The 26,341-nt window shown below is 35.5% G+C and carries 28 protein-coding genes and 2 tRNA genes; 17 read left to right on the top strand and 13 right to left on the bottom strand.

Annotation, left to right across the window (positions count from 1 at the left end):
* Positions 1-539 precede the first annotated feature (539 nt).
* The 5 genes from thrS to AB9K26_RS00335 all read left to right on the top strand — a co-directional run bounded on the left by thrS (position 540) and on the right by AB9K26_RS00335 (position 4,684).
* Complete coding sequence (thrS, locus tag AB9K26_RS00315; RefSeq protein WP_369970555.1) at positions 540-2,495, top strand: threonine--tRNA ligase; 1,956 nt, start codon at positions 540-542, stop codon at positions 2,493-2,495.
* A 27-nt stretch (positions 2,496-2,522) separates the two neighbouring features.
* A complete protein-coding gene (gene infC / locus AB9K26_RS00320) occupies positions 2,523-3,074 on the top strand; it encodes a translation initiation factor IF-3 (RefSeq protein ID WP_369970606.1) in 552 nt (183 codons plus the stop codon).
* 35 nt (positions 3,075-3,109) lie between these two features.
* Positions 3,110-3,307: a 50S ribosomal protein L35 gene (rpmI, locus tag AB9K26_RS00325; protein WP_369970556.1), complete on the top strand. Its 198-nt coding sequence runs from the start codon at positions 3,110-3,112 to the stop codon at positions 3,305-3,307.
* Positions 3,308-3,410: 103 nt separating this feature from the next.
* On the top strand, positions 3,411-3,755 hold the full coding sequence (gene rplT, locus AB9K26_RS00330) for a 50S ribosomal protein L20 (protein ID WP_369970557.1): 345 nt from the start codon (positions 3,411-3,413) through the stop codon (positions 3,753-3,755).
* 131 nt (positions 3,756-3,886) lie between these two features.
* Entirely contained in the window at positions 3,887-4,684 is a 798-nt protein-coding gene (locus AB9K26_RS00335; protein ID WP_369970558.1) for an HAD family hydrolase, read from the top strand.
* Here the strand turns inward: AB9K26_RS00335 and AB9K26_RS00340 are convergent.
* The 10 genes from AB9K26_RS00340 to tgt all read right to left on the bottom strand — a co-directional run bounded on the left by AB9K26_RS00340 (position 4,665) and on the right by tgt (position 15,110).
* On the bottom strand, positions 4,665-5,087 hold the full coding sequence (locus tag AB9K26_RS00340; protein ID WP_369970559.1) for a secondary thiamine-phosphate synthase enzyme YjbQ: 423 nt from the start codon (positions 5,085-5,087) through the stop codon (positions 4,665-4,667). The genes AB9K26_RS00335 and AB9K26_RS00340 overlap by 20 nt on opposite strands.
* A gap of 10 nt (positions 5,088-5,097) precedes the next feature.
* Entirely contained in the window at positions 5,098-6,282 is a 1,185-nt protein-coding gene (locus AB9K26_RS00345) for an asparagine synthetase B (protein ID WP_369970607.1), read from the bottom strand.
* 147 nt (positions 6,283-6,429) lie between these two features.
* Entirely contained in the window at positions 6,430-7,161 is a 732-nt protein-coding gene (locus tag AB9K26_RS00350; RefSeq protein ID WP_369970560.1) for a sulfotransferase family protein, read from the bottom strand.
* On the bottom strand, positions 7,148-8,071 hold the full coding sequence (locus tag AB9K26_RS00355) for an aminotransferase class IV (protein ID WP_369970561.1): 924 nt from the start codon (positions 8,069-8,071) through the stop codon (positions 7,148-7,150). The genes AB9K26_RS00350 and AB9K26_RS00355 overlap by 14 nt, the downstream gene beginning before the upstream one ends.
* Before the next feature lie 53 nt (positions 8,072-8,124).
* On the bottom strand, positions 8,125-9,168 hold the full coding sequence (locus tag AB9K26_RS00360; protein WP_369970562.1) for an AI-2E family transporter: 1,044 nt from the start codon (positions 9,166-9,168) through the stop codon (positions 8,125-8,127).
* A 69-nt stretch (positions 9,169-9,237) separates the two neighbouring features.
* Positions 9,238-10,776 (bottom strand): replicative DNA helicase, encoded by a 1,539-nt coding sequence (gene dnaB / locus AB9K26_RS00365; RefSeq protein WP_369970563.1) that lies wholly within the window; start codon positions 10,774-10,776, stop codon positions 9,238-9,240.
* Positions 10,777-10,932: 156 nt separating this feature from the next.
* Positions 10,933-11,886: an acetyl-CoA carboxylase carboxyltransferase subunit alpha gene (locus AB9K26_RS00370; protein ID WP_369970564.1), complete on the bottom strand. Its 954-nt coding sequence runs from the start codon at positions 11,884-11,886 to the stop codon at positions 10,933-10,935.
* Positions 11,887-12,020: 134 nt separating this feature from the next.
* Positions 12,021-12,920 (bottom strand): DMT family transporter, encoded by a 900-nt coding sequence (locus AB9K26_RS00375; RefSeq protein WP_369970565.1) that lies wholly within the window; start codon positions 12,918-12,920, stop codon positions 12,021-12,023.
* Complete coding sequence (locus tag AB9K26_RS00380) at positions 12,907-13,980, bottom strand: LptF/LptG family permease (protein WP_369970566.1); 1,074 nt, start codon at positions 13,978-13,980, stop codon at positions 12,907-12,909. The genes AB9K26_RS00375 and AB9K26_RS00380 overlap by 14 nt, the downstream gene beginning before the upstream one ends.
* Positions 13,980-15,110, bottom strand: coding sequence for a tRNA guanosine(34) transglycosylase Tgt (tgt, locus tag AB9K26_RS00385; RefSeq protein WP_369970608.1), 1,131 nt, complete (start codon positions 15,108-15,110; stop codon positions 13,980-13,982). The genes AB9K26_RS00380 and tgt overlap by 1 nt, the downstream gene beginning before the upstream one ends.
* A 211-nt stretch (positions 15,111-15,321) precedes the next feature.
* Between tgt and AB9K26_RS00390 the strand changes: the two genes are divergently transcribed.
* The 3 genes from AB9K26_RS00390 to AB9K26_RS00400 all read left to right on the top strand — a co-directional run bounded on the left by AB9K26_RS00390 (position 15,322) and on the right by AB9K26_RS00400 (position 17,861).
* Positions 15,322-16,167, top strand: a complete 846-nt coding sequence (locus tag AB9K26_RS00390; protein ID WP_369970567.1) for a transketolase — start codon at positions 15,322-15,324, stop codon at positions 16,165-16,167.
* An 18-nt stretch (positions 16,168-16,185) separates the two neighbouring features.
* The gene (locus AB9K26_RS00395) at positions 16,186-17,145 is read left to right on the top strand and encodes a transketolase family protein (protein ID WP_369970568.1); all 960 of its coding nucleotides are present in this window, start codon (positions 16,186-16,188) and stop codon (positions 17,143-17,145) included.
* A 68-nt stretch (positions 17,146-17,213) separates the two neighbouring features.
* Positions 17,214-17,861, top strand: a complete 648-nt coding sequence (locus AB9K26_RS00400) for an outer membrane beta-barrel protein (protein ID WP_369970569.1) — start codon at positions 17,214-17,216, stop codon at positions 17,859-17,861.
* Between the two features lie 46 nt (positions 17,862-17,907).
* Here AB9K26_RS00400 and AB9K26_RS00405 read toward each other — a convergent pair whose 3' ends face one another.
* Complete coding sequence (locus AB9K26_RS00405) at positions 17,908-18,828, bottom strand: FKBP-type peptidyl-prolyl cis-trans isomerase (protein ID WP_369970570.1); 921 nt, start codon at positions 18,826-18,828, stop codon at positions 17,908-17,910.
* 135 nt (positions 18,829-18,963) lie between these two features.
* On the opposite strand from AB9K26_RS00405, the gene AB9K26_RS00410 reads away from it, so the two are divergent.
* On the top strand, positions 18,964-19,344 hold the full coding sequence (locus AB9K26_RS00410) for an RNA-binding S4 domain-containing protein (RefSeq protein WP_369970571.1): 381 nt from the start codon (positions 18,964-18,966) through the stop codon (positions 19,342-19,344).
* A gap of 58 nt (positions 19,345-19,402) precedes the next feature.
* Complete coding sequence (locus AB9K26_RS00415; protein WP_369970572.1) at positions 19,403-19,906, top strand: phosphoribosyltransferase family protein; 504 nt, start codon at positions 19,403-19,405, stop codon at positions 19,904-19,906.
* On the opposite strand, the gene AB9K26_RS00420 is transcribed toward AB9K26_RS00415, so the two are convergent.
* A complete protein-coding gene (locus AB9K26_RS00420; RefSeq protein ID WP_369970573.1) occupies positions 19,898-20,416 on the bottom strand; it encodes a shikimate kinase in 519 nt (172 codons plus the stop codon). The two genes, AB9K26_RS00415 and AB9K26_RS00420, sit on opposite strands and share 9 nt — an antisense overlap.
* Before the next feature lie 129 nt (positions 20,417-20,545).
* Between AB9K26_RS00420 and AB9K26_RS00425 the strand changes: the two genes are divergently transcribed.
* The 7 genes from AB9K26_RS00425 to AB9K26_RS00455 all read left to right on the top strand — a co-directional run bounded on the left by AB9K26_RS00425 (position 20,546) and on the right by AB9K26_RS00455 (position 25,740).
* Positions 20,546-20,618, top strand: a tRNA-Lys gene (locus AB9K26_RS00425).
* Positions 20,619-20,674: 56 nt separating this feature from the next.
* A tRNA-Leu gene (locus AB9K26_RS00430) sits at positions 20,675-20,759 on the top strand.
* A 110-nt stretch (positions 20,760-20,869) separates the two neighbouring features.
* Complete coding sequence (locus tag AB9K26_RS00435; protein WP_369970574.1) at positions 20,870-21,769, top strand: MerR family transcriptional regulator; 900 nt, start codon at positions 20,870-20,872, stop codon at positions 21,767-21,769.
* 53 nt (positions 21,770-21,822) lie between these two features.
* On the top strand, positions 21,823-23,286 hold the full coding sequence (locus tag AB9K26_RS00440) for a phytoene desaturase family protein (RefSeq protein ID WP_369970575.1): 1,464 nt from the start codon (positions 21,823-21,825) through the stop codon (positions 23,284-23,286).
* Position 23,287: 1 nt separating this feature from the next.
* Positions 23,288-24,127 (top strand): phytoene/squalene synthase family protein, encoded by an 840-nt coding sequence (locus tag AB9K26_RS00445; protein WP_369970576.1) that lies wholly within the window; start codon positions 23,288-23,290, stop codon positions 24,125-24,127.
* A 2-nt stretch (positions 24,128-24,129) separates the two neighbouring features.
* The gene (locus AB9K26_RS00450; RefSeq protein ID WP_369970577.1) at positions 24,130-24,579 is read left to right on the top strand and encodes a beta-carotene hydroxylase; all 450 of its coding nucleotides are present in this window, start codon (positions 24,130-24,132) and stop codon (positions 24,577-24,579) included.
* Positions 24,580-24,594: 15 nt separating this feature from the next.
* On the top strand, positions 24,595-25,740 hold the full coding sequence (locus AB9K26_RS00455; RefSeq protein ID WP_369970578.1) for a lycopene cyclase family protein: 1,146 nt from the start codon (positions 24,595-24,597) through the stop codon (positions 25,738-25,740).
* On the opposite strand, the gene AB9K26_RS00460 is transcribed toward AB9K26_RS00455, so the two are convergent.
* A complete protein-coding gene (locus AB9K26_RS00460) occupies positions 25,727-26,302 on the bottom strand; it encodes a TlpA family protein disulfide reductase (protein ID WP_369970579.1) in 576 nt (191 codons plus the stop codon). The two genes, AB9K26_RS00455 and AB9K26_RS00460, sit on opposite strands and share 14 nt — an antisense overlap.
* Positions 26,303-26,341 lie beyond the last annotated feature (39 nt).

The raw sequence follows: 26,341 nt of genomic DNA on the forward strand, positions 1-26,341 counted from the left end.
TGTTAGGCCTGCCGCTAGCGTTCATCCTGAGCCAGGATCAAACTCTTCATCGTTAAATCTTAAATGTCGTTAAACGACACGATCGAATCGTTCGGTTCGGTACTCAAAATGGTCTATTCTTGTTTCTCGGAAAAGCCCCTAAGGGACTCTTCTCTACGCTGTCAATTCAATATGTTAATGAACTTTGTTATTCGCTCTGTGTAGTACCTCCGTACTTAAGCGGGTGCAAATATAAAACCCTTTTTTCTTTCCCGCAAAACTTCAAACACTTTTTTTTCGCTTTTTTTTCAAGCAACCAAAAAAAACGCTTCCGCTTTTTTCGAGGGTGCAAATATAGAACCATTAAAACATCTTATCCAAACTTTTCAAAACTTTTTTTTCCAAAAAAATAATCCTTAAGCTCACAACTCTATATAACAGGTGATTAGAATTAAGGTTTGAAAAATAATTAATGCACAACAACTCAACTTCATAATAGATTATATTGTGCAAAAAAATATAAGATGTTATCTTTGGCCTCTTAAATATCTATATAATACATGATAAATATTACTTTGCCTGATGGTGCTGTAAAATCATTTTCAGCAGGAACAACTCCAATAGAAATAGCTAAGAGTATTAGTGAGGGATTTGCAAGAAATGTTATATCCGCTAGTTTTAATAATAAATTAGTAGAAACTTCCACTCCATTAAATAAGGATGGCAACTTAGTTCTTTACACGTGGAATGATCGACAAGGAAAAGAATCTTTTTGGCACTCCACATCGCATGTAATGGCTCAAGCTCTAGAGGAATTATACCCAAATGTCAAGCTTACAATAGGACCTGCGATACAAGAAGATAAAGGCGACGGGTTTTATTACGATGTCGATTTTGGTGAAAATTCCATTTCCGAAAAGGATTTCAAAAAAATTGAAGATCGAATGATGGAAATCGCACGAGGCAAACACGATTTCAAAATGCGATCTGTATCAAAAGAAGATGCTCTTTCATTATATAAGTCACAAAACAATGAATTCAAGGTTGAGCTCATTGAAAACCTCGAAGATGGCACCATTACATTTTGTGACCATTCTACATTCACTGATTTATGCCGTGGCGGACATATTCCAAATACAGGAATTATAAAAGCAGTTAAATTATTATCAGTTGCAGGTGCTTACTGGCGCGGAGATGAAAACAACAAACAATTAACGAGAGTTTATGGCATTTCATTTCCAAAGCAAAAAGATTTGAAAGAATACCTTGATCTTTTAGAAGAAGCAAAAAAACGCGACCATAGAAAATTAGGTAAAGAGCTCGAATTGTTTTCTTTCTCACAACGTGTTGGACAAGGGCTACCTCTATGGCTTCCTAAAGGAGCAGCACTTAGGGAACGTCTAGAAAACTTCTTAAAAGACGCACAAAAAAAAGCTGGCTATGAAATGGTGGTGACTCCTCATATCGGTCAAAAAGAACTCTATGTAACCTCAGGGCATTTTGCCAAATATGGAGAAGACAGTTTTCAACCTATCAATACACCAGCTGAAGGTGAAGAGTTTTTACTTAAACCTATGAACTGCCCTCACCATTGTGAAATTTTCAACACAAGACCTTTTTCATATAAAGAGCTACCTAAACGTTACGCCGAGTTTGGTACCGTTTATAGATATGAGCAAAGTGGTGAGTTACATGGACTCACAAGAGTTAGAGGGTTTACGCAAGATGATGCTCATATATTCTGTACGCCTGATCAACTTGATGAAGAATTTAAAAACGTAATTGATCTTGTGCTATACGTATTTGGTTCATTAGGTTTTGAAAACTTTAAAGCTCAGGTTTCACTTAGAGACCCTGAAAATCCAGAAAAATATATCGGAAGCGATGAAAATTGGAAAAAAGCTGAAGATGCTATCCTAAATGCGGCCAAGGACAAAGGACTTGACTACGTTGTTGAAACTGGAGAAGCCGCATTCTACGGACCTAAACTTGATTTCATGGTTAAGGATGCCTTAGGAAGAAATTGGCAGTTAGGAACTATTCAGGTAGATTATAACTTACCTGAACGCTTTGAACTTACTTACAAAGGAAGTGATAACGAGTTACATAGACCCGTAATGATCCATCGTGCTCCTTTTGGTAGCATGGAACGTTTCATAGCTATTCTACTAGAACACACAGGAGGTAATTTCCCGCTTTGGTTGATGCCAGAACAGGCTATTATATTGTCTTTGAGTGAGAAATATGAAAAATACGGTGAAAAAGTTTTAAATTTGCTGAAAAATAACGAAATTCGCGCCCTCGTAGATTATAGGAGTGAAACTATAGGTAAGAAAATCCGTGAAGCGGAAATGAATAAAATACCTTTCATGATTATAATTGGTGAAAATGAAGAGAAAGAAAATAAGATTTCTGTTAGAAAACACGGTGGAGAGGATTTAGGCACAATTAGTGTAGATGAATTTACCGAAATCGTTAACAATGAAATCAAACGAACATTAAAAACATTTAAATAAAATAAGTTTAACTAAAATTTTTAAGCCATAGCCATACGTAAAAGACATAACCAAAAAAGAAGACAACAAGAAGATTTACACAGAATCAACTCTAAAATTCGAGCAGAGAAAGTTCGGGTTGTAGGAGATAATGTAGAAGTTGGAATATACCCAATTAAACAAGCTCTTGCCATGGCAGATGAGCAAGGTTTGGATTTGGTTGAAATATCACCAAAAGCAGATCCTCCTGTATGTAAGGTTATGGATTACAAAAAGTTTCTTTACGAACAAAAGAAACGCGAAAAGGCGCTTAAAGCTAAAGCTTCTAAGGTAACCATTAAGGAAATTCGTTTTGGACCTCAAACTGATGATCACGATTATGAGTTTAAAAAGAAGCATGCTGAAAGGTTTTTAAAAGATGGTGCTAAACTAAAAGCCTTTGTATTTTTTAAAGGACGTTCAATCGTCTTTAAAGAACAAGGTCAAATATTGTTGCTCAGACTAGCCCAAGATCTTGAAGAAGTTGGTAAGGTTGAGCAAATGCCTCGTTTGGAAGGTAAGCGAATGACCATGTTCATTGCTCCAAAAAAATCAAAATAATTAAAATAAGCGAAACGTAATAAATCTAGGAACTCATGCCTAAAATGAAAACAAATTCAAGTGCTAAGAAACGTTTTAAACTAACTGGCACTGGTAAGATTAAAAGAAAGCACGCTTTTAAGAGTCATATCTTGACAAAAAAATCTAAAAAGCGTAAGCTAGCTTTAACTCATGATACTTTGGTACACAAAGCAGATGAGGACAATGTTAAGCAAATGTTGCGTTTAAAGTAACACTTGCCTAACCGGTTAAAATAAATTATAAACCCTGGAGTTAGGCAAAAGTATTTAGCAAGTGTCTTTTTAGACCGCCTACTACAAAAAAACAATTAAAGAAATGCCAAGATCAGTAAATTCAGTAGCAAAAAGAGCCAGAAGAAAAAAGGTTCTTAAGCAAGCAAAAGGTTATTGGGGAAGACGTAAAAACGTTTGGACAGTAGCCAAAAATGCGGTTGATAAAGCGATGTTATATTCGTACAGAGACCGTAGAAACAAAAAAAGAACATTCCGTTCCCTTTGGATTATGCGTATTAACGCTGGTGCAAGACAACATGGAATGAGCTATTCAAGGTTTATGGGAGCTTTAAAAGCTAACAATATCGAATTGAACCGTAAGGTTTTAGCCGATTTAGCTATGAATCACCCAGAAGCTTTTGAAGCTATTGTAAACAAAGTTAAGTAAGGCACAACGCCTAAATAATAACAACATTTCGCTTATAAGAATCCGGTTAAATTAACCGGATTCTTTTTTTTAACCTTATATAAACATTAATGTAGAATCAGCTCTGTAATTTTGCCTCAAATAGATTGCTTATGAGAAATGTTAAGATGGTTATTTCTGATATGGACGGAACATTATTAAATTCAAATAATGAGGTTAGTCCTAAGTTTTTTGATATTTTCAAACAATTAAAGGCACAGAATATTGTATTTGTTGCCGCTAGTGGAAGACCCTACTATAGCATCGTTAATAAACTGAAGTCTATTGAAGCTGATATCATTGTCGTAGCTGAAAATGGTGGCATTGTTCTAAAAAATAAAGATCTGTTGTTATCTAATTCATTGAATGAACAAAATGTTTTCCGTTTAAGCAAAACCATTGACTCTATTGAACACACTTATCCTCTATTCTGCACACGTCACAAGGCTTATATCAAAAGAGCTTCCGAAGAGTTGATTCAGATATTTTCTGAATATTACACCAACTACACCATTATTGATTCCGTTGATGAGATTAAAGATGATGTCATAAAAATTGCGCTTTACAACACTGAAAGCTCCGAAAAGCACATTTATCCTCACGTGAAACATCTGAAATCTGAATTCAATGTTGTGGTATCAGGAAATCACTGGGTAGACATTTCAGATCTAACCACAAATAAAGGACATGCCATTAATTTTTTACAACAGCAATTCAATATCAAGCCTTCAGAAACCATGGCTTTTGGCGATTACAATAATGACTATGAAATGTTGCAACAGGCTGAATATAGCTATGCCATGTCAAATGCCCATAACCGAATAAAGAACATTGCTAAATACCAAACCAAAAGCAATGATGAATATGGCGTTGAAATGGTTCTCGAAGAGCTTATTGGCCAAATGCAGTAAGTACTAAAGTCCTACCACTAGCATTATTTCTATGCTCACAAAGGTAGACACCTTGCCAAATCCCAAGATTGAGCTTCCCTCCTGTTATTGGAATTTGAACTGAGCTGCCAAACAAGGACGCTTTGATATGCGCAGGCATATCATCAGCTCCTTCAAAAGTATGTTGGTAATATGGTAGGTTTTCTGGAACCATGGTATTGATATGGCTTTCAAAATCAGTTCTAACTGTTGGATCAGCATTTTCATTAATTGTTAAACTTGCTGATGTATGCTTGATAAACACATGAAGCATTCCTGTTTGAATGGATTTCAATTCTGGAATTTCTGAAACGATCTCATCGGTAATAATATGAAATCCACGAGGTCTAGCTCTTAATCGGAATTCTTTCTGAAAGCTCTTCATTCGTTTCAGATTAAGTTTTTTGTTTCTTTTTCTTCGCTGCTGGAAACAATACATTGTTGAGAATCAGTCGGTATCCTGGTGATGTTGGATGTAAATCCAATTCTGTTTTAGGATCACCAACTTTATGGGTGTAATCCTCAGGATCATGGCCTCCATAAAAGGTAAAAAAGCCTTTCCCCTTAATACCATGAATGTATTTAGCTTCACCATTGGTTTTGTTCTCTCCCATTACCAGCACGTTCGATTTGATCTCATCTCTAGTAAAGGAAGTTGTTTGTCCCATAAATCCTTTCACCAAAGCTGTATGGTTTTGGCATAACATCGTCGGAACTGGATCCCATTTAGCTGAAAATTCCATTAAGGAAAAATAATCTGTTGTTGGTGGAATTCGACGCTTTTGTGTCATATCGATAGAAGAAAACTCGTAGACATTCGGATTGCGTTCCAAAAGGTAATCTGTAAAAGCAAAGGTTCTTGAGTAATCTATTTTACTTTGATAGTTAGGATCACTTCCATCGCCATCAAACATAGGTTCACAAATGTCTACGCCTTCAGCAGAAAGCGCAATATCAAAACTATCTGTGGCACTGCACATGGCAAACATAAATCCACCACCAATCACATAATCACGAATCTTTTTGGCAACAGCCAATTTTTCCTCAGAAACTTTATTGTAACCCAAACGCTGCGCTAAGGCTTCTGCTTCTTTCTTTTCCTCAATATACCACGAAGCAGATCGATACGCTCGATAGAATTTTCCATATTGACCTGTAAAGTCTTCATGATGCAAATGCAACCAGTCAAAAAGCAACAGACCATCATTTAAAACTTCTTCATCATAAACCGTTTCATAAGGAATTTCGGCATAGGTCAATACCATCGTCACCGCATCATCCCAAGGTTGTAAACCTTTTGGCGTATAAACTGCAATTTTAGGTGCTTTTTCCAAAACAACGGCCTCCATATTTTGTGACGGACTGGCAATGAGCTCTAGAATCTCTTCAGCTTTCGAATTGGAAATCGCCTCAAAACTCACACCTCTAATGGTACATTCGCGTCTGATCTCCTCTGCATCTGGCAATAAAAAAGAACCGCCTCTGTAATTCAGTAACCATTTAACCTTTAGCTGTTTTTCTAATGTCCAATAAGTGACACCATAAGCCTTAAGATGGTTTTCCTGACCTTCGGCATCCATAGGAATCAAAATATAGGAAGCATAACTTGAAATGCTAATAAATAACAGACATATTAGGGCAATACTCTTTTTCATACTTGAAATATAGTCAAAATTATTGCTAAACTAAACGCTTTAAGATAGTTTTAGGTTTTTTGAAGATTGCATTTAGGACAAAGCCATTTCCGAAAGTTTCCTATAATACAACTGACAAGATTCTAAAAGGGAGTTCAAACGTTCTGGAAAAGGTTCTGTCTTGGGTTTATACTTTTCAAATCCAGACGAGTTATGCACACTTTTATACCAATATTTGGCCCAAATACCATCTTCTGGTCGTTGTTGCGGTTTCCATTTGAGCATTCTTTCATCAAAAGGAATATTGATAAATTCACATAATTGCTTTAGAACATTCCTTGGATTCTCTAAGACCTTCTTAGCATCTAATACAACATATTTTATGGTATTGGCTTCAAAGTAATCTATTAGTTCTATATGCGATTGATAACCTACATCTTCCATGCTTGGATTCTTGATTACCTTGTCGAAAGATGGCAGCATATCTCTTGGATCACGCGTTAAAATCACATGTATCATATCTTTCATAAAACTTCTGTCTAAATCCAATAGATGATGCGTCATATTCTTAAAAAAAAGAATTGGTTTTTCTGAATTAGCTAACATAAAATCCACTACTTTTTGCCCATCAGTTTGCATCGTTTTTAAAACCTCATCAGAACCTGGATGATACTCTTTAGCAGTACTATTCTTTAGGTAATACCCGTAAAGCGGCTCATCAAAAACCTTAGTATCTTCACGTTGGGCAAAACTGTACATTAGAGCTGTTGATATATTTCGAGGCCCAGACCATAATGCTATTCTTGCAATACTATCCTTTGACATTGGAAATGTAAGTTTTAATTAGCTGATGATAGTGAGCTGACAAGGTTCTGGTTAAACTTCCAAAAGTACCATTTCCAATCTGTCTTCCATCGATTTTGACAACAGGTGTCAAACCTCCAAACGTTCCTGTCACGAAGGCTTCATCTGCTCCATACACATCAAACAAGGAAACGTTTTTTTGGTGACAAGGAATATCGTGAATTTTACAAACCTCTATCACTTTAGCTCTCGTGATACCATTCATACAATATTCGCCTGTAGAAGTCCAAACCTCTCCATTTTTAATCATAAAAAAATTGGTTGCATTGCAAGTCGATATAAAACCATTGACGTCCAGCATCAAGGCTTCATCTGCTCCAGCTTCAATAGCTTGAATCAATGCTTGAACTTCGTGGAGCTTACTGTGGCAATTCAATTTAGGGTCTAAATAATCTGGTGAGCCTCGTCGTATGGTACTTGTGAATAATGTGATTCCTTTTTCTTTTGTTTCTGAAGAGGCTTTCTTATACTCTGGAACAATCACAATATTAGGTCCTGAAATTGTGAGTCGAGGATCTTGAGAAGGCGTTTTTTTAATGCCACGAGTAATCATAATACGTACATGGACATCATCATGCATATCATTTTTCTTTAGAACCTTTTCAACAGTCAGCTTTAATTCATTTTTACTGAATGGAAACTGCATACCAACAGTGGCTGCTGCAGTCCATAAGCGCTCAAGATGATCTTCCAAAAAAACCAAAACACCTTGGTGAAGTCTTAAGGCTTCCCAAATGCCATCACCTACTAAATAACCACTGTCAAAAACTGAAATTTTTGCTTCTTCACGCTTATAGAAATCACCATTGATATATACCAAAATATCATTATTTCGAGTATCGTCAACCGCATTATGAGTACCATGTATCATAGAAACCAATTTAGGATTCTGAAAGATACTCAAAAAAAAGAATTTGGATGATCTTATTTTAAGTTGGTAATGGAACGTTCCGGACCAGAAAGTAGAGAGGCAATAACTTTTGTGCCTTTAAATTGTTCCAAAATGATTTTCATGAAAACAGTTATTGGTATGGCCATAATCAAACCTGGAATACCCCAAATGTAACCCCAAAGCATAAGCATGATAAGCACCATGATAACGTTTATGGAGAATGATTTTCCCATAAAAATCGGCTCCAATATGGCTCCAAATACAACTTGAACACCAGTAATAGACAGAATAAAGAAAAACAGCGTACTTGTTGGATCTAATTCTACAAAGGCAAAAATGGACAATAAAATCACGGAAATAAACGATCCAACCATTTGGACAAAATTGATCAGGAAAGCAAAAAGTCCCCAAAAAATTGGAAAGCTTACATCAAAGAATACACAAGCCAAGCCAGTGAATATGCCAGTTAACAAACTCACTAAAAACTTAACCTTTATAAAGGTGATCAAGTCTTTTTCAATTTTCATGAAAGCTTTTATTGAAGTATGCTTACGTTTTAAAATGGTGTTGTTCATCACCTTATGCATGTTGATCGATTCTGATAACCAAAGAATGGTAAAAAAAACAATCATAAGAATATTAGTTGCAAACTTTCGAATGAAATCGAAAGTCGAACCTATGTTCTCTTTTTCAAAGAATTGAGTGAAGAAATTACCTTCAGAAGCATAATCTAAGCCGAATTCCTCCTGTAAATATGCCATCAACGCATTGATTTTCACCTCAGCCTTAGCCATAAAAGCATCGTTGCTGGATAAAATTTGTTTACTTGATAGCTGAACAAGTTCTATCCCTATAAATACACCTATGGCGATTAAAGCTATGACAATAAAAATACTCAAAACCCTAGGTACATTTCGCCTTCCTAACCAACGCATTAAAGGCAAAAACAACAAGGCAATAAACATCGATGAAATTAATGGAATGAAGATAAAGGATAATATCTTCAGTAAATAAAAGACCAAAGGAATAACAATAAATAACAGTAAGATATTCGTGGTGCGTCTTTCTTCTAACATCAGGTGTTTTGGTATTTTTTGAATGCGCAAAATTAAGTCAAAAACTTCATCCTCACATCTTAAATTATCTTAAAATGGCACGTCATTATCATCTTCTTCTGGCGCATCAAAAGCATCTGAAGCAGAAGGGAAACTATCTGGTTTAAATGTATCATCATTGGCGGCCGCATTCATTTTGGAATGGAACTCACCAAAAGGCGTATCAAAATCGTCCAAGTTATCAAACTTACCTAAGTGTCCGATGAATTTCAATCGGATGTTATCCAATCCACCATTTCTGTGTTTTGCCACGATAAATTCACCCTGACCTTCAGTAGGTGAACGATCTTCATCATCCCATTCATCAATTTTGTAATATTCTGGTCTGTAGATGAAACTTACAATATCGGCATCCTGCTCAATAGCTCCAGATTCACGTAAATCTGATAATAACGGACGCTTACTTCCACCACGTGTCTCAACCGCACGCGATAACTGGGATAAAGCAATAACTGGAACATTCAATTCTTTAGCCAAAGCCTTTAGGTTTCTAGAAATGGTTGATATTTCCTGCTCACGATTTCCTCCTTTTTGGCTTCCACCTGCTGTCATCAACTGAAGGTAATCAATCACAATCAATTTGATGCCATATTGAGAAGCCAGACGACGTGCTTTCGCTCTTAAGTCGAAAATAGACAATGATGGTGTATCATCAATAAAAAGTGGTGCTTTCTCTAAGGTTTTAACTTTCACGTTAAGTTGTTCCCATTCGTGTTTTTCAAGCTTTCCTGTTCTTAATTTTTCTGAGGACAAACCCGTTTCAGAAGAAATCAGACGCGTAATCAACTGTACAGAAGACATCTCCAAAGAGAAGAACGCTACAGGAATATTACTTTCAACCGCAATGTTTCTAGCCATGGTAAGTGTCAAGGCTGTTTTACCCATACCAGGACGAGCAGCTACGATGATTAAATCACTTGGTTGCCAACCTGAGGTTAGTTTGTCTAGCTTAGTGAAACCAGAAGGAATACCACTTAAACCTTCCTTGTTTGAAATCTCCTCGATTTTCTTTTTGGCTTGAATCACCAAACTTTGGGCTGTTTCAGTAGACTTTTTAACATTACCCTGTGTGACTTCATAAAGTTTAGCTTCAGCATTGTCCAACAAATCGAAAACATCCTTAGTTTCGTCGTAAGCTTCTTCTATAATCTCGTTGGAAATCTTAATCAAGCTTCGCTGAATAAACTTCTGAAGAATGATACGTGCGTGAAATTCAATATGTGCTGAAGAGGATACTCTTTGTGTTAATGAAATAAGGTAAAAATCACCTCCAACCATGTCCAGTTTTTCATCTTTCTTTAACTGACTCGAAACCGTTAATAAGTCGACAGGCTCACTATTTTCAAATAATTTGAAAATAGCCTCGAAGATGTATTTATGGGCATCTTTATAAAATGCTTCTGCACTCAGGATATCGATGACCTCATCGACTCCTTTTTTGTCAATCATCATTGCACCAAGCACAACTTCCTCTAAATCAATAGCTTGAGGAGGAATTTTTCCTTTCTCTAAGGAAATAATTGTGCTTTTATCAACTTGAAAGCCTTTTATTGGGTTGGGTTGTTTCATAACTGCGAATGTAACCAAATTCTATGGTTTTGGAACATTTCAATTTTAACAAGTGTTCAACAATTAAACTGTTGATAACTTAAAAATATTGTTGATATCCACAAAAAAAACCGAAACAAATCGTCTCGGTTTTTTTAATCCTTAATATACTGTGGATTACCCTTTAAAAACTCCCATATTGAGATATTTATCCATACGCTGATCCACCAAATCTTTTGGTGATAAGTTTTTCAATTCCTCATAAGTTTTAACGATCGCATCTCTAACCGATAAAAATGTTTTTTCACGATCTGTATGTGCACCTCCAAGCGGTTCTTTTATGATTTTATCTATGAGTTTTAATTTCTTCATGTCTGGAGCAGTTAATTTTAACGCTTCAGCAGCTGTTTCCTTGTATTCCCAACTACGCCAAAGAATTGAAGAACACGATTCAGGAGAAATCACTGAATACCATGTATTCTCTAACATTAGAACGCGATCTCCTACACCAATTCCCAAAGCACCACCAGAAGCTCCTTCTCCTATGATTAACGTAATGATTGGCACTTGAAGTCGCGTCATTTCCAAAATATTTCTTGCAATCGCTTCTCCTTGTCCGCGCTCCTCAGCTTCAAGTCCAGGATAAGCACCAGGTGTATCGATAAGCGTTACCACAGGAATATTGAATTTTTCTGCCGATTTCATCAAACGCAAAGCTTTTCTGTAACCTTCTGGATTAGACATTCCAAAATTTCTATACTGTCTGGTTTTGGTATTATAGCCTTTTTGCTGACCGATAAACATATAGGTTTGGTCGCCTATTTTTCCTAAACCACCAATCATGGCTTTATCATCCTTCACATTTCTATCGCCATGAAGCTCTAGAAACGAATCACCACATAAGGCTTTTATATGGTCTAAAGTATAAGGTCGATCTGGATGTCTTGAAAGCTGCACACGTTGCCAAGCCGTCAAGTTTTTATATATGTTCTTTTTAGTCTCGAGTAATTTTTTTTCAATCTTCTTACAAGTTTCCGTAACGTCTACATCACTTTCCTCTCCAATGATTTGACATTTTTCCAATTGATCTTGTAATTCTTTAATGGGAAGTTCGAATTCTAAATATTCCATTGAAACAAATATTAGTTATAGTTAGCGTACAAAACTACATATTTTTTAGATTGTACGCATTAGAAAGGTAAGTTCATTATAGAGGTTATACAAATGTAATAATTATGGACAAGAATTAAAATTCAAGAGTTCAGTTACTTAGGCTGATTCTTCGCTTTTCGTTTATAATTTTTCAAAAAAGCATCTAATAAAACAACTATAAGAATTAAAAATGCACCATGATAAAATTGTTGGCTCATGATCTCTGTTTCAGGGAATAAAAGTAAGGCAAGCGTAATACCATAAACCGGTTCGAGATTGTAGGTTAAGATTACTGTATACGGACTTATCGTTCGCATGATTTTTACGGAACCAATAAAGGCATAAGCAGTGCAAACGGAAGCCAGAATAAGAAGGTAAATCCAATCTGAAGTTGAAAGGTTAAAGAACTCTGTATCAAATCCGCCTTGGAATACCATAATGAACACTGTTAAAAACAACACACCACTGATAAATTCATAAAAAGAAATGACTGTAGCTTGATGCACTTCAATAAACCTTCCATTGATCACGGCAAATAAGGTTGATAACAAAGCTGAAACAATTCCCAATACAATTCCATTTATATATCTTATCTCACTTTCAGTAATTAAAACAACTCCTAAAACAACAATGATTCCAAACACAATCTCATACCATATAACACGTCTTTTATAAATAATGGGCTCAATAAAGGAAGCAAAAAAAGCACCTGTTGAAAACATAGATAGGGTTATGGAAACGTTCGATTGGTTAATGGCTTCAAAAAAGGTAATCCAATGCAAGGCGATAATAATACCTGCACCAAAAAACTTTAGTTTCGTTTTGAAGTCAACCTGTATTTTAAGTTTGATGATTTTTATATAACCAAACATTAAAATACCAGCTATAAGCATGCGATACCATACCAAAGCTGAGGATCCAATCGAAATCAATTCACCCAATATGGCTGTAAAGCCAGCAATAAATACCAAGAAATGTAAATGTAGATAATCCTGAACCTTAACGTTTGGCATTGTACAACAGATATATCGCTAAGATACCAAAAACCATATTAGGAAACCATACTGCTATGATAGGAGAAAAATCGGACTGTTCTGCCATGACGCCAAAGACTTTATCAAAAAACACAAACACCATCGCGATAGATATTCCAAAGGCAAGATTGATACCCATTCCTCCTCGTCGTTTCACAGAAGATACCGCAACGGCAATGATTGTAAGGATAAAGATTGACACAGGCAAACTCCACTTTTTATACTTGACCACTTCGTATCTACCAATATTTGAAGATCCTCTTTGCTTTTCTTTTTCAATAAAACGATTAAGTTCATTATACTGAAGGGTTTCAGCAATGTACTCTACTGGTGTAAGGTCATCAACATCAAAAGCAAATAAGGTGTCCATTCTCCGACCAGTTTCCACAATATCACCATGTTCACCTATTGTCCTTTTTGTATAATTGACTAGACGATAAGTTGAATCGTTATAAGTGATGGAATTTGCTGACAATTTATAGGCCAATTTATTCCCTTCGAAATGTTCTAAGGTGAACATATTTCCACGTTTATTTTGCGGGTTGAAATTGCTCACATAGATAAAATCGTTATCGTTTATCTGTCTGAAGATGTTTTGGGTCTTAACAATTCCTTTATCACTTTTAAGGTATTTGTATTTGAATGTATTAAAGCCTTTACTTGCTTTTGGTGCCCAATATAGTCCGAGCATGAGGGCAAAAAATGAAACAATGGTTGCACCTATGATGTAGGGTCTTAAAAATCTGTAGAATGACACACCCGAACTCAAAAACGCTACAATTTCTGTGTTATTGGCTAATTTGGAGGTAAACCAAATCACCGAAAGAAACAGAAAGATAGGAAATAATAGATTGGCAAAATATATGGTAAAATCAAAATAATATTGTGCTACCGCTGGAAAGGGAACTTCACGTTCTAAAATCTTACCAATTTTTTCTGCGAGATTGACTGTTATTCCAATAGGAATAAACAAAAGCAACATCATCAGGAAAGTGAATAAGTAACGTTTTAATATGTACCAATCAAGAATTTTGAGCATTATAAACGTTTATCCATTTGTTTAACCATCTTGTCTTTCCAAGACCTAAAATCTCCAGCTAATATATGTTTTCTGGCTTCTCTTACCAACCAAAGGTAAAATCCGAGATTATGTATGGTTGCAATTTGTTTTCCCAACAACTCATTAACCGTAAATAGATGCCGTACATAAGCTTTGCTATAAGCAGTATCAACAAATGTTATTCCCATTTCATCTATAGGCGAAAAATCTTCAGCCCATTTGAGATTTTTGATGTTTATTGTTCCATGAGCTGTAAACAGCATCCCATTTCTAGCATTCCTTGTGGGCATCACACAATCAAACATATCGACACCTAAGGCAATATTTTCTAGAATATTGATAGGTGTTCCCACACCCATTAAGTAACGCGGCTTATCTTTGGGTAAAATATCGCATACAATATCGGTCATTTCATACATCTCTTCAGCTGGCTCACCAACCGAAAGTCCACCAATGGCATTTCCCTCTGCTCCAACATTGGCGATATATTCAGCAGATTGTTGTCTCAAATCCTTATAGGTACTACCTTGAACTATTGGGAAGAAGGTTTGTTCGTAATCGTATTTAAAAGGCACTTTCTTCAAATGCTCCAAACAACGCTCTAACCAACGATGTGTCATGTGCATCGAACGCTTTGCATAATGGTAATCACATGGATAAGGTGTACACTCATCAAATGCCATTATGATATCTGCTCCAATACTGCGCTGGATTTCCATGACATTTTCAGGCGTAAAAACGTGATAGCTACCATCAATATGAGATTTGAATTTTACACCTTCTTCCTTAATCTTTCGGTTAGCAGAAAGTGAATAGACTTGATAACCTCCAGAATCGGTTAAAATATTTCTATCCCAATTCATAAATTTATGAAGTCCACCTGCTTTTTCGAGAATTGGTGTTTGAGGCCTTAAGTATAAATGATAGGTGTTTCCTAAAATAATATCTGGATTGATATCCTCCTTAAGTTCACGCTGGTGCACTCCTTTTACTGAAGCCACTGTTCCAACAGGCATAAAAATAGGCGTCTTAATCTTACCGTGATCTGTTGTGATAACACCTGCTCTCGCTTTGCTTTGAGTATCAGTTCCTAGTAATTCAAATGTCATATATAATTTTCCTAGATGGGCAAAGATAACCATATACTCAAATTATGGTCTTAAACATTTAATAAAATTGTGACTCCTTCTACCAAAACAATTAGAGTATAATAAAATTGTTAGCAAATGCTGAAAATCGTTAATAAGTGATATGCATCAATTTTTGAATAGGGACTTGAAACCATTATTTTTGGGCTTTTAAATCACTCACACTTTTTTTATGCCAAACACACAAGAATTAAAAGATTTAACAACACAGGTTCGCAGAGACATCTTGCGAATGGTTCATAAGGTAAACTCAGGTCATCCAGGTGGTTCATTAGGTTGTGCTGAGTTTTTTGTTGCACTCTATCAAGACATTATGGATAGAAAAGAAGGTTTTGATATGGATGGTATAGGTGAAGACCTATTCTTCTTATCAAATGGCCACATTTCTCCAGTATTTTATAGTGTTCTAGCCAGATCAGGTTATTTTCCTGTTGAAGAATTAAACACTTTTAGATTGATCGATTCCAGACTTCAAGGTCACCCAACTACCCACGAAGGATTGCCAGGCGTGAGAATTGCTTCAGGTTCTTTAGGGCAAGGAATGAGTGTTGCCATTGGTGCTGCTCAAGCAAAAAAACTCAATAACGATTCTCATTTGGTTTATAGCCTTCATGGTGATGGTGAATTACAAGAAGGACAGAATTGGGAAGCGATTATGTATGCTGCAGCCAACAAAGTTGACAACCTCATTTCAACCGTAGATTTAAACGGACAACAAATTGATGGTTCTACCGATGATGTGTTAGCTATGGGTGACTTAAAAGCGAAATTTGAAGCTTTTGGTTGGACTGTGGTCGAAATAGATAAAGGAAATGATATTGAAGCGATTTTAGAAGGAATGGCTAAAGCCAAATCACTTGCAGGTAAAGGAAAACCTGTTTGTGTCCTTTTAAAGACCATAATGGGTCATGGTGTCGATTTTATGATGTATACACATGCATGGCATGGAAAAGCACCTAATGACGAACAACTGGAAAATGGATTGCAACAAAATCCTGAAACCTTAGGAGATTATTAATACGGCAAAAAGAATTCAATGAAAACATATACAAATACAGGAAATAAAGATACTCGCTCAGGATTTGGAGCTGGACTTACCGAATTAGGCAAAACCAATGAAAATGTGGTTGCACTCTGTGCAGATCTTACAGGCTCTCTAAAGATGAATGATTTTGAAAAAAATCATCCGGAGCGCTTTTTTCAAATTGGTATTGCTGAAGCCAATATGATTGGTATTGCTGCTGGAATGACTATTGGTGGTAAAATTCCATTTACTGGTACATTTGCCAATTTCTCTACAGGGCGTGTTTATGATCAAATTAGACAAAGTGTGGCTTACTCTGACAAGAATGTTAAAATCTGTGCTTCTCATGCTGGTTTAACTCTTGGTGAAGATGGTGCAACTCATCAAATTCTTGAAGATTTAGGCTTGATGAAAATGCTTCCTGGCATGACAGTCATCAATACCTGTGATTTTAATCAGACTAAAGCTGCTACTATTGCCATTGCCGACCATGAAGGCCCTGTTTACTTGCGCTTTGGAAGACCAAGTGTGCCAAATTTCACTCCAGAGGATCAAACCTTTGAAATTGGAAAAGCGCTGCATCTTATTGAAGGAAGTGATGTGACAATAGTTGCAACAGGTCATTTGGTTTGGGAAGCACTTGAAGCTGCAAAAACTTTAAATGAAGAAGGCATCTCTGCTGAAGTAATTGATATTCATACTATCAAACCTTTAGATGAAAAGGCGATACTAGACTCTGTATCTAAAACCAAATGTATCGTAACCGCAGAAGAGCATAATTACTTAGGTGGTTTAGGCGAAAGCATCTCTAGAGTCTTAGCACAACACCAACCTGCTCCACAAGAATTTGTAGCTACACACGATACCTTTGGAGAATCTGGAACACCAGAGCAACTTATGGAAAAATATGGCTTAAATGCTGAAGCTATTGTTAAAGCTGCTCAAAACGTTTTGAAAAGAAAGACAAGCTAAACAACATGAAATAATTTTCGTTTGGCAACGTTTTTGATAATGTACATCAAAATCGAAAAACGAATATTATGAAAAGTTTTCTAAACTTTCACGAACTCTTATTCAATAGTAATAAAAATGTCGTGAGTAAAAAATTAGTTGTTAGCAGTATTCTTATCGTTATTGTGTCTTTTGGTGCAATGGCTCAAAAAGGTCCAGCATTTGGTATCAAAGCTGGATTAAATTACAACGCCAATGGTGATTATTTTGAATCTATTGGAGACAATGCCCAAAACCCTGATCGGAATATCGGATATCACATTGGTGCTTTTGGAAAATTTGGAAATCAGTTTTTTCTAAGACCTGAATTGGTTTACACAGCTACTAAAAGTAGTTATGACAGTGATGATTTTTCTATGAAAAAAATTGATCTGCCGCTATTGGTTGGAGCTAAAGTAATTGGTCCTCTCAATGTTTTTGCAGGACCATCCTTACAGTATATTTTGGATACAGAATTTGAAGGTATCACTATAGATGATATTGAGAACGATTTTTCAATTGGACTTAACTTTGGTATCGGATTAACACTTAACAAAGTTGGTATTGATTTGAGATATGAAAGGGGCTTTAGCGAAAACGAAGCCGTTTTTATCGACAACAATTTAGGCAATGGCATCGTTAGCAGAATAGATACACGTCCTGATCAATTGATTCTTAGTTTGTCTGTTGCTTTTTAAGACAGTATATCGCACAAAAAAAACCGCTTTTTAAGCGGTTTTTTTATTAACTTTCTTCTTGATTTGAAATTGCTGTACTACGATCTAAATAATTTGGAATAGTATCTCCATCGGTATCATCGTTTGTTGGATCTCCATCGTTGTCTAAATCTTCAAATCGTGTTCCAACACCATCACCATCATCATCTGGATCAAAAAAGTCTGGAACATTATCACCATCTGTATCATCACTAAAGATGTTTTTATCACCATCCAAATCCTCTAAATGTGTCGGTACCAAATCAAAATCATGGTCATTTTCCTGTGCTCTATATAGTTCAAACTTGAAAATTAGATTTTCATAGACGTTTATCCCAATAGGCGGATTGTTAAAATAAGCTAATCCTGAAGGAATAAACATCACTCCCAATCCGTAATCTTCATAAGAAACCGTTCCATCAGGGTTTTCAATAGCATTAACAGCTGTACCAAAATCTGGCAATATTCTTCTCCAACCTTCAATAACTTCCGTTAAATCTAGATTAGCTGGATTTGCTGTACTATCAAAAACATCGCCATCCAAGACCATTCCTTCGTAATTAATGGTTACATCATCCGTAAAATTAGGATGTGCTCCTCCTCCTAAATTCAATTTAAGAATATAATACTCATATTCAACTTCGTTAAGATCAAAAATAATCGTTTCCAAAGCGGCAGCTTCACTTAACAAAGTATAACCGTCTGGAACACCAGTTTCATCAACTTCAAATATCTCGATATCTTCATAAGAATAGTTTCCAGGTGTTTCAAATAGAGACGAATTGTAATAATGAGTTGCAAAATAATTCATGAGAGAATCTTTATCAGCAGCTTGCTGAACCGTACGATCTCTAGGAGGCGCAGGTACAAATTCGTTTTCATCTTTCTTACAAGATGAAAAACTCATTAGTACTAACAAAAACAGTGCAATTATAGGTTTAAAATTCATAATGGAAATTTTTCTTTAAAGTCAAAACTGTTATCAGCAAAAATAATGACTCAATTATGCTTATTTTTAAGGCGCAAGATACAATATTATAATATTTTTGCGCTATAGTTTTAACGCCATTTTTACAACTTTAATATGCGAATAGATAAATACCTTTGGTGTATTAGATATTATAAAACCAGAAGTCTGGCAACGCAAGCCTGTAAAAAAGGTCATGTAAAGGTTAATGATCAAGTAGTAAAGCCCAGTAGAGAGGTGTATCCAACTGATAAAATTGAATTCAGAAAGAACCAAATCAACTATGTGATTTCTGTTAACGAGCTTCCTCCTAATCGTGTTGGCGCAAAACTGGTTGACATTTATAGAACAGATCTCACGCCTAAAGAAGCTTTTGAAGCTCAGGAACTTCTTAAGTATTCTAAAGATTACTATCGTAAAAAAGGAACTGGGAGACCTACCAAAAAAGACCGAAGGGACATTGATGATTTTTACACATCGCCAGATGAGGAAATATAATTTTTAATGATTCAGTAAGGAAACTCTTTTTTATATTTGAATAAATCTTTATCTGTTTATGTCCAGCACTAAAAATATCATTCTCAACCATCAGGAAATCCAGCACAAAATAAGACGCATCGCCTATCAAATTTATGAAAGCAATGTGTATGAAGAGGAAATCGTTTTAGCAGGAATTGAAGAAAACGGATACATACTTGCCAAAAAACTTAAACAAAGTCTTGAAAAAATCTCAGATTTGAAGCCTATTCTGTGCAAGGTTTATATCGATAAAGAAAATCCCTTATCTGAAATTAAAACTTCTTTAGACCAGTCGGAGTACACCAATAAATCCATGGTCTTGGTTGATGATGTCCTTAACTCTGGAAGTACACTGATTTACGGTGTCAAACACTTTTTGGATGTTCCATTGAAACAGTTTAAAACTGCGGTTTTGGTTAACAGAAACCATAAGAAATATCCTGTAAAAGCTGACTATAAAGGTATTTCATTATCTACATCGCTTCACGAACATGTAGAGGTTATTCTAAAGGGAAAGCAGCTTGAAGCCTATTTAGAATAGTTTTAAGACGATTGATTCAATAATTTCCTCAACAGATTTAGAATTGGTATCAATGATATAATCTGACTGTTCGTAGAATTTCGAACGCTCAAATAGATGTTTTCCAATAAATTCATTCAAATCAGTCTTTGATTGCAAGTGGGAAATTAATGGCCGTTTAGATTTTTCTTCAAAAAGCCTTTCTGTTAGTTGTGGAATAGATGCCTTTAAATAAACCGTTTTTGAGTTAGCTTGAGCTTTTAAAATCTCTAGGTTCTGACCATAACAAGGTGTACCACCACCCAAAGCTACAACAGTGTCAACTTGTTGAATGACCTCAGACAATAACTCTGTTTCTTTTCTTCGGAAAAAAATCTCTCCTCTAGTTTTAAAGATAGAAGCGATCTCCATTTCCATATGTCTTTCTATGTGAGCATCCAAGTCGATAAAATTATATCCCAAAAGCTGGGACAAAGCCTTTCCTATCGTTGACTTTCCAGAGCCCATATATCCAATCAAAATGAGGGTCATGAATTGCTTATAATTTGATTATTAAAAACATAAGTATTTCCAAAACAAAAAAACAAAAAATTATCCAAAAAACGGTTTGGAATATAAATTAAACGTTTTATATTTGCACCCTCGTTTAAGAGACTTATTGACTTGGTAGCTCAGTTGGTAGAGCATCTCCCTTTTAAGGAGAGGGTCCTGGGTTCGAGCCCCAGCCAAGTCACTAAAAAAATGGTTAAGCTTTTGCTTAACTTTTTTTTTACCTTTACAACAAAATATGCGCACGTGGCGGAATTGGTAGACGCGCTGGCTTGAGGGGCCAGTGACCGTTTAGGTCGTGGAAGTTCGAGTCTTCTCGTGCGCACTTTCTTATACAATCCCAATCCTTACACTACCCTTATATTAAATTAAACATAAAATCTACTTGGTTTTTAAATTTAATGTGTATTTTCGTTTAATCTTTTAGGTTAAATCATGAACAATATTAAGAGCACATTTAGTATAAAAGATTTAGAAAATCTTACTGGCATTAAAGCCCACACCATAAGAATTTGGGAAAAACGTTATAATTTACTTCAGCCAAATCGAACCGACACCAACATTCGTTTTTACAGTCTCGAAAGTCTTCAAAAATTATTGAATATCAGTTATTTGAATAATAATGGATTCAAAATTTCAAAAATTGCCGCTCTTAAGTCTGATGATATTCCAAAACTTGTAAAAGAAGTTGTACAAAGCGATAGTACCAACAACCATACTATCGATGCTTTTAAATTGGCAATGCTAAATTTTGATCCGAAGCTATTCTACGACACATTCAACGGATTGGAAAAAGAGAAAGAGTTCATGGCTATTTTTTATGAGGACCTTATTCCCTTGTTATCACAAATCGGACTTTTATGGCAAACCGATACCATAACGCCTGCACATGAGCATTTTATCACCTCTTTAATACGTAATAAAATTTTAATCCATACCGAAAATATACTTTCCAAAACAACGATTAAAAGTGATACGGTTTATGTTCTATACCTTCCAGATAATGAGGTCCATGAACTTGGCTTAATGCTTATCAATTACCAATTGGTTGCCAATGGGCACCAGTCAATCTTTTTAGGGCAAAGTGTTCCAATGCAAAGTCTAGAAGATATTTTGAGCTACTATGACAACATAACCTTTATCTCCTACTTTACCGTAAAACCTGAAAAGGATGATATTAATGATTATATACAATCGTTTTCTAAAACTTTGCTTAAAAAGCCATCCACAAAATTGTGGATCCTGGGTAGGATGTTAGAGGAAATTGACTTAACTTCATTACCAAGGCAAATTGTGCCTTTTGAATCTATAAAGGATTTAGTTAAAAAACTCTAAAATTTTTCTACACTAGTTAAAATTGTTTAACTTTTGTATACATTTGTTAAACAATGAAACAACACATCGCCATAATCGGATCAGGATTTTCCTCTTTATCTGCTGCTTGCTATCTTGCTAAAGCTGGCTACGACGTGTCCGTTTATGAAAAGAACAATACTATTGGTGGTCGTGCTAGACAGCTTAAAAGAGAAGGATTCACCTTTGATATTGGTCCGAGCTGGTATTGGATGCCTGATATTTTTGAAAAGTTTTTCAACGACTTCGGAAAGTCGACTTCAGATTTTTACATTTTAGATAAGCTAGATCCTGCCTACAAAATTTTCTTCAAGGATGAGATTATCACCATAGGCGATTCTATGGAAAAGATATGTGACGAATTCGAACGTATCGAACCTGGAAGTTCAAAGCCATTACGAAAATTTATAAATAAGGCTGCTACCAATTATGATATTGCCATTAATAAAGTGGTCTTAAAACCAGGTCTTTCACCTTTTGAATTGGTGACACCTGAAACTGCTGTTCGTGTCGATCAATTTTTCAAAACGATAAGTGGAGATGTTCGAAAAAAGTTCAATAATCCGAAGCTTATCTCGACACTTGAGTTCCCTGTTTTGTTTTTAGGCGCTAAACCAAGCAAAACGCCATCATTTTACAGTTTCATGAACTATGCCGATTTTGGTTTGGGTACTTGGCATCCACGTGGTGGCATGTATGAAGTGATAAAAGCAATGGCATCCTTAGCTAAGGAATTGGGTGTTAGTATCAATACTAATAGTCCGGTAGGACGTATTAACATAGAAGCAAATAATGTTTCTACACTAACCATTAATGGTGAATATAAAGAATGTGACATTGTATTAAGTGGTGCAGACTATCATCATACTGAAACACTTTTACATACATCATATCGTCAATATTCAGAAGCTTATTGGAGCAAAAAAACCTTTGCACCTTCATCCTTGCTGTTCTATGTTGGATTTGATAAAAAGCTGAATAATATTGAGCATCACAATCTCTTTTTTGACACCAACTTTGAGACTCATGCAGAAGATATTTACGATCATCCGAAATGGCCAGACGATCCTTTATTTTACGCCAATTTCCCATCTGTTACAGATGCTTCTATGGCACCAAATGGTTGTGAAACGGGTTTTTTCTTAATTCCAATCGCACCTGGCATTGAAGATACCGATGAAATAAGAGCACAGTATTTTGATATCATTATGTCACGTTTCGAAAGACTGACAGAGCAAAACGTGAAAAATAACATTATCTTTAAAGAGTCCTACTGCGTAAAAGACTTTATTAAGGATTATAATTCGTATAAAGGAAATGCATATGGCATGGCAAATACGCTATCGCAAACGGCATTTCTCAGACCCAAGCTGAAAAGCAAAAAGGTGAATAACCTTTATTTTACAGGACAATTAACGGTTCCAGGACCAGGAGTTCCGCCATCGCTAATTTCAGGGAAATTAGCAGCTGATCTCATAAAAAAACACCATACTAATTAATATGAAAGCTATTTTTGACACCGTTTCCAATCAATGCAGCAAGACTGTCACCAAGTCTTACAGCACTTCCTTCTCATTAGCTACAAAAATGCTATCTAACTCTATTCGACAAGATATCTACAATATTTACGGATTTGTTCGATTTGCTGATGAAATTGTGGATTCATTTCACGATTATGACAAAGAATTGCTATTTAATAATTTTTCAAAAGATCTTGAACTTGCTTTGAAGCACAAAATAAGTTTAAATCCTATTTTGAATTCTTTTCAGGAAACCTATCACAAGTATGGAATAGAAAAGCATTTGGTGGATGCCTTCATGAAAAGTATGCGATTAGATTTACATAAAAGCACCTATCTAACCGAACAAGAGTACAAGGAATATATCTATGGCTCTGCAGATGTTGTTGGATTAATGTGTTTAAAGGTGTTTGTAAAAGGTGATCAGGAAAAATATGAAGCGCTTAAAGACTCAGCTATGAGCTTGGGTTCAGCTTTTCAAAAGGTCAATTTTCTAAGGGATTTAAAAGCCGATTATGAAGATTTGAGTCGCACTTACTTTCCTAACACAGATTTGAGTCAGTTGGATGAAGCATCCAAGCAAGCAATCATTACCGATATTGAAAATGATTTTGCCAAAGGGCTTCAAGGCATTAAAAATTTACCAATAGAAGCTAAATTTGGTGTGTTCATGGCTTACAGATATTACAATCAACTTTTGAAAAAGCTCAAGAAAACACCTGCTTTACAAATCAAATCAACAAGAATTAGAGTACCCAATTACAAGAAATTTGAATTACTGACAAGAAGTTATGTCAAATTTCAACTAAATTTACTGTAACTATGCAAACCGTTTACTGGATACTTATTTTTTTAGGCGTTTTCTGTGGTATGGAATTCATGGCTTGGTTCACGCATAAATACATTATGCATGGTTTCCTTTGGTCATTACATAAAGATCACCACCACAAAGACCATGATAGCTGGTTTGAGCGCAATGATGCGTTCTTTATCTTTTACGCAGCAGTAAGCATGACCTGCTTTTACCTTTGGAGCTATGAAGATGTTTGGTTTTGTTTACCTATCGGATTGGGAATTATGGCTTATGGAGCCACCTACTTTTTAGTTCATGATATTTTTATTCATCAGCGTTTTAAAATATTCAGAAACGCCAACAACTGGTATGCACGAGGTGTTCGTCGTGCTCACAAAATTCATCACAAACATTTAGGCAAGGATGATGGTGAATGCTTCGGAATGTTATTCGTACCTTTCAAATACTTTAAGAAATAGTATTGAAATTAGTTTATGAGTGACATTACCCATTTCGATTATATCATTGTTGGAAATGGTTTGGCAGGATTACAATTAGCCTTAAAATTTGCTAGTGACGAGGCTTTTAAGGACAAATCCTTTGCGCTCATAGATCCATCTGAAAAAACTGAAAACGATAAAACATGGAGTTTTTGGTCGACAAATCCAAACCCATGGAAATCCATTATCCATAAATCGTGGAACTCAGCTGAAATTCTTACTTCCGAAAACAGTATTCAACTTCAATTAAGACCTTACGCTTACAATAGCATTCGGTCAATTGATTTCTACACCGAAGCAACATCGAAATTAAAACAGCTTTCCAACTTTCATTTTATTCTTGACGAAGTAGACGCTATTAGCAAGGATTCGACAGTTCAAGTTAAAGCCAAACACAATACCTATACGACAACACATGTCTTTGACAGTAGGATTCCTGAAGCGTTTTACTCTGAAGAAAACTCAAAAATTTCACTCATTCAACATTTTAAAGGTTGGATTGTTTCTACGGAAACCGATACGTTTGACGATTCTAGAGTTACCATGATGGATTATCGTTTAAAGGATGGCAATCAAACGACTTTTATGTATGTCCTTCCCTTTTCAAAACGGGAAGCCTTGGTTGAATTTACCTACTTCACTGAGCATACGGTTTCTGAAAGTACTTATGACGATTACATAAAGCAATATATTACTGAGATTTTAAAAATCGACAACTACTCTATCAAAGAAACTGAAATGGGTCAGATTCCGATGACCAATTTTAATTTTTCAAAATTCAACACAGAAAAAATCACAAAAATTGGAACTGGTGGTGGTTGGGTCAAAGGGTCTACTGGTTATTCTTTCCGACTTACAGAAAAAAAAGTAGCTCAAATCATTCAGAATATAAAAGCCAAAAAATTACCTTCAGCAGGACTTTTCAAAAGCAAATATCGGTTTTACGATAAGGTGTTTTTAAAAGTATTGAAAGATGACAATCATAAAGGGGAATGGGTTTTTAAACAGTTTTACGGCAAAAATAAGATTGAAACGATGTTTCGTTTTCTTGATGAAGAATCAACTTTACTTGAAGACATCAAAATTATGTCTTCCTTATTTTCTTGGGCTTTTATAAAAGCTTTTTTCAAAACACTTTGAGTTCATTATCGATAAGCTTAATTACAGCATCACTACTCCAATTGGCTGCACCAGTTTTATCAACTATAATAGAGCCATCAACACCAACAATAAAAGTTCTTGGAATTGTAGTCACATTAAATTCTTCGGGATATTCAGTCATTGCCTGATACACCTCAAACGATAAGCCTTTTCGCTGCTTAAAGTCATTAATAACTTGTATATCTTCATTGGATACAAATAAAAACACCACATTTTCATTAGACCTATAATGCTGATATAAAGCTTCTAAACTTGGCATTTCAGCTATGCATGGCGGACACCAAGTCGCCCAAAAATTGACTACAACCACTTTTCCTTTAGCCGAATTAAAATCGAAAGAATTTCCGTTAATAGATTGTAAGGTCCAATTGTAATCTGTAAGATGCTGTTGTTCTTCTTTTTCAATAACAGAAGGTGACACCACCTTTGACACCAACGAACTGATAAAGACTTGTATTGGTAATCGTGTTTGTGGAATGAGGAACAGCACGATTACCAACACAAAAATGACAGAACTGATTTTAGGTTTTTTGAGTTTCATAATAACCAATAAAGCATGGCATCTTAATTTGACACCATG

This window comes from Psychroserpens sp. XS_ASV72 (assembly GCF_041224425.1).
Lineage (GTDB): Bacteria > Bacteroidota > Bacteroidia > Flavobacteriales > Flavobacteriaceae > Psychroserpens.

Coding starts and splice junctions, on each gene's coding strand:
- thrS (WP_369970555.1), top strand. CDS start 540: ATGATAAATATTACTTTGCCTGATGGTGCTGTAAAATCATTTTCAGCA.
- rpmI (WP_369970556.1), top strand. CDS start 3,110: ATGCCTAAAATGAAAACAAATTCAAGTGCTAAGAAACGTTTTAAACTA.
- rplT (WP_369970557.1), top strand. CDS start 3,411: ATGCCAAGATCAGTAAATTCAGTAGCAAAAAGAGCCAGAAGAAAAAAG.
- AB9K26_RS00335 (WP_369970558.1), top strand. CDS start 3,887: ATGAGAAATGTTAAGATGGTTATTTCTGATATGGACGGAACATTATTA.
- AB9K26_RS00340 (WP_369970559.1), bottom strand. CDS start 5,087: ATGAAGAGCTTTCAGAAAGAATTCCGATTAAGAGCTAGACCTCGTGGA.
- AB9K26_RS00345 (WP_369970607.1), bottom strand. CDS start 6,282: ATGGATGCCGAAGGTCAGGAAAACCATCTTAAGGCTTATGGTGTCACT.
- AB9K26_RS00350 (WP_369970560.1), bottom strand. CDS start 7,161: ATGTCAAAGGATAGTATTGCAAGAATAGCATTATGGTCTGGGCCTCGA.
- AB9K26_RS00355 (WP_369970561.1), bottom strand. CDS start 8,071: ATGATACATGGTACTCATAATGCGGTTGACGATACTCGAAATAATGAT.
- AB9K26_RS00360 (WP_369970562.1), bottom strand. CDS start 9,168: ATGTTAGAAGAAAGACGCACCACGAATATCTTACTGTTATTTATTGTT.
- dnaB (WP_369970563.1), bottom strand. CDS start 10,776: ATGAAACAACCCAACCCAATAAAAGGCTTTCAAGTTGATAAAAGCACA.
- AB9K26_RS00370 (WP_369970564.1), bottom strand. CDS start 11,886: ATGGAATATTTAGAATTCGAACTTCCCATTAAAGAATTACAAGATCAA.
- AB9K26_RS00375 (WP_369970565.1), bottom strand. CDS start 12,920: ATGCCAAACGTTAAGGTTCAGGATTATCTACATTTACATTTCTTGGTA.
- AB9K26_RS00380 (WP_369970566.1), bottom strand. CDS start 13,980: ATGCTCAAAATTCTTGATTGGTACATATTAAAACGTTACTTATTCACT.
- tgt (WP_369970608.1), bottom strand. CDS start 15,110: ATGACATTTGAATTACTAGGAACTGATACTCAAAGCAAAGCGAGAGCA.
- AB9K26_RS00390 (WP_369970567.1), top strand. CDS start 15,322: ATGCCAAACACACAAGAATTAAAAGATTTAACAACACAGGTTCGCAGA.
- AB9K26_RS00395 (WP_369970568.1), top strand. CDS start 16,186: ATGAAAACATATACAAATACAGGAAATAAAGATACTCGCTCAGGATTT.
- AB9K26_RS00400 (WP_369970569.1), top strand. CDS start 17,214: ATGAAAAGTTTTCTAAACTTTCACGAACTCTTATTCAATAGTAATAAA.
- AB9K26_RS00405 (WP_369970570.1), bottom strand. CDS start 18,828: ATGAATTTTAAACCTATAATTGCACTGTTTTTGTTAGTACTAATGAGT.
- AB9K26_RS00410 (WP_369970571.1), top strand. CDS start 18,964: ATGCGAATAGATAAATACCTTTGGTGTATTAGATATTATAAAACCAGA.
- AB9K26_RS00415 (WP_369970572.1), top strand. CDS start 19,403: ATGTCCAGCACTAAAAATATCATTCTCAACCATCAGGAAATCCAGCAC.
- AB9K26_RS00420 (WP_369970573.1), bottom strand. CDS start 20,416: ATGACCCTCATTTTGATTGGATATATGGGCTCTGGAAAGTCAACGATA.
- AB9K26_RS00435 (WP_369970574.1), top strand. CDS start 20,870: ATGAACAATATTAAGAGCACATTTAGTATAAAAGATTTAGAAAATCTT.
- AB9K26_RS00440 (WP_369970575.1), top strand. CDS start 21,823: ATGAAACAACACATCGCCATAATCGGATCAGGATTTTCCTCTTTATCT.
- AB9K26_RS00445 (WP_369970576.1), top strand. CDS start 23,288: ATGAAAGCTATTTTTGACACCGTTTCCAATCAATGCAGCAAGACTGTC.
- AB9K26_RS00450 (WP_369970577.1), top strand. CDS start 24,130: ATGCAAACCGTTTACTGGATACTTATTTTTTTAGGCGTTTTCTGTGGT.
- AB9K26_RS00455 (WP_369970578.1), top strand. CDS start 24,595: ATGAGTGACATTACCCATTTCGATTATATCATTGTTGGAAATGGTTTG.
- AB9K26_RS00460 (WP_369970579.1), bottom strand. CDS start 26,302: ATGAAACTCAAAAAACCTAAAATCAGTTCTGTCATTTTTGTGTTGGTA.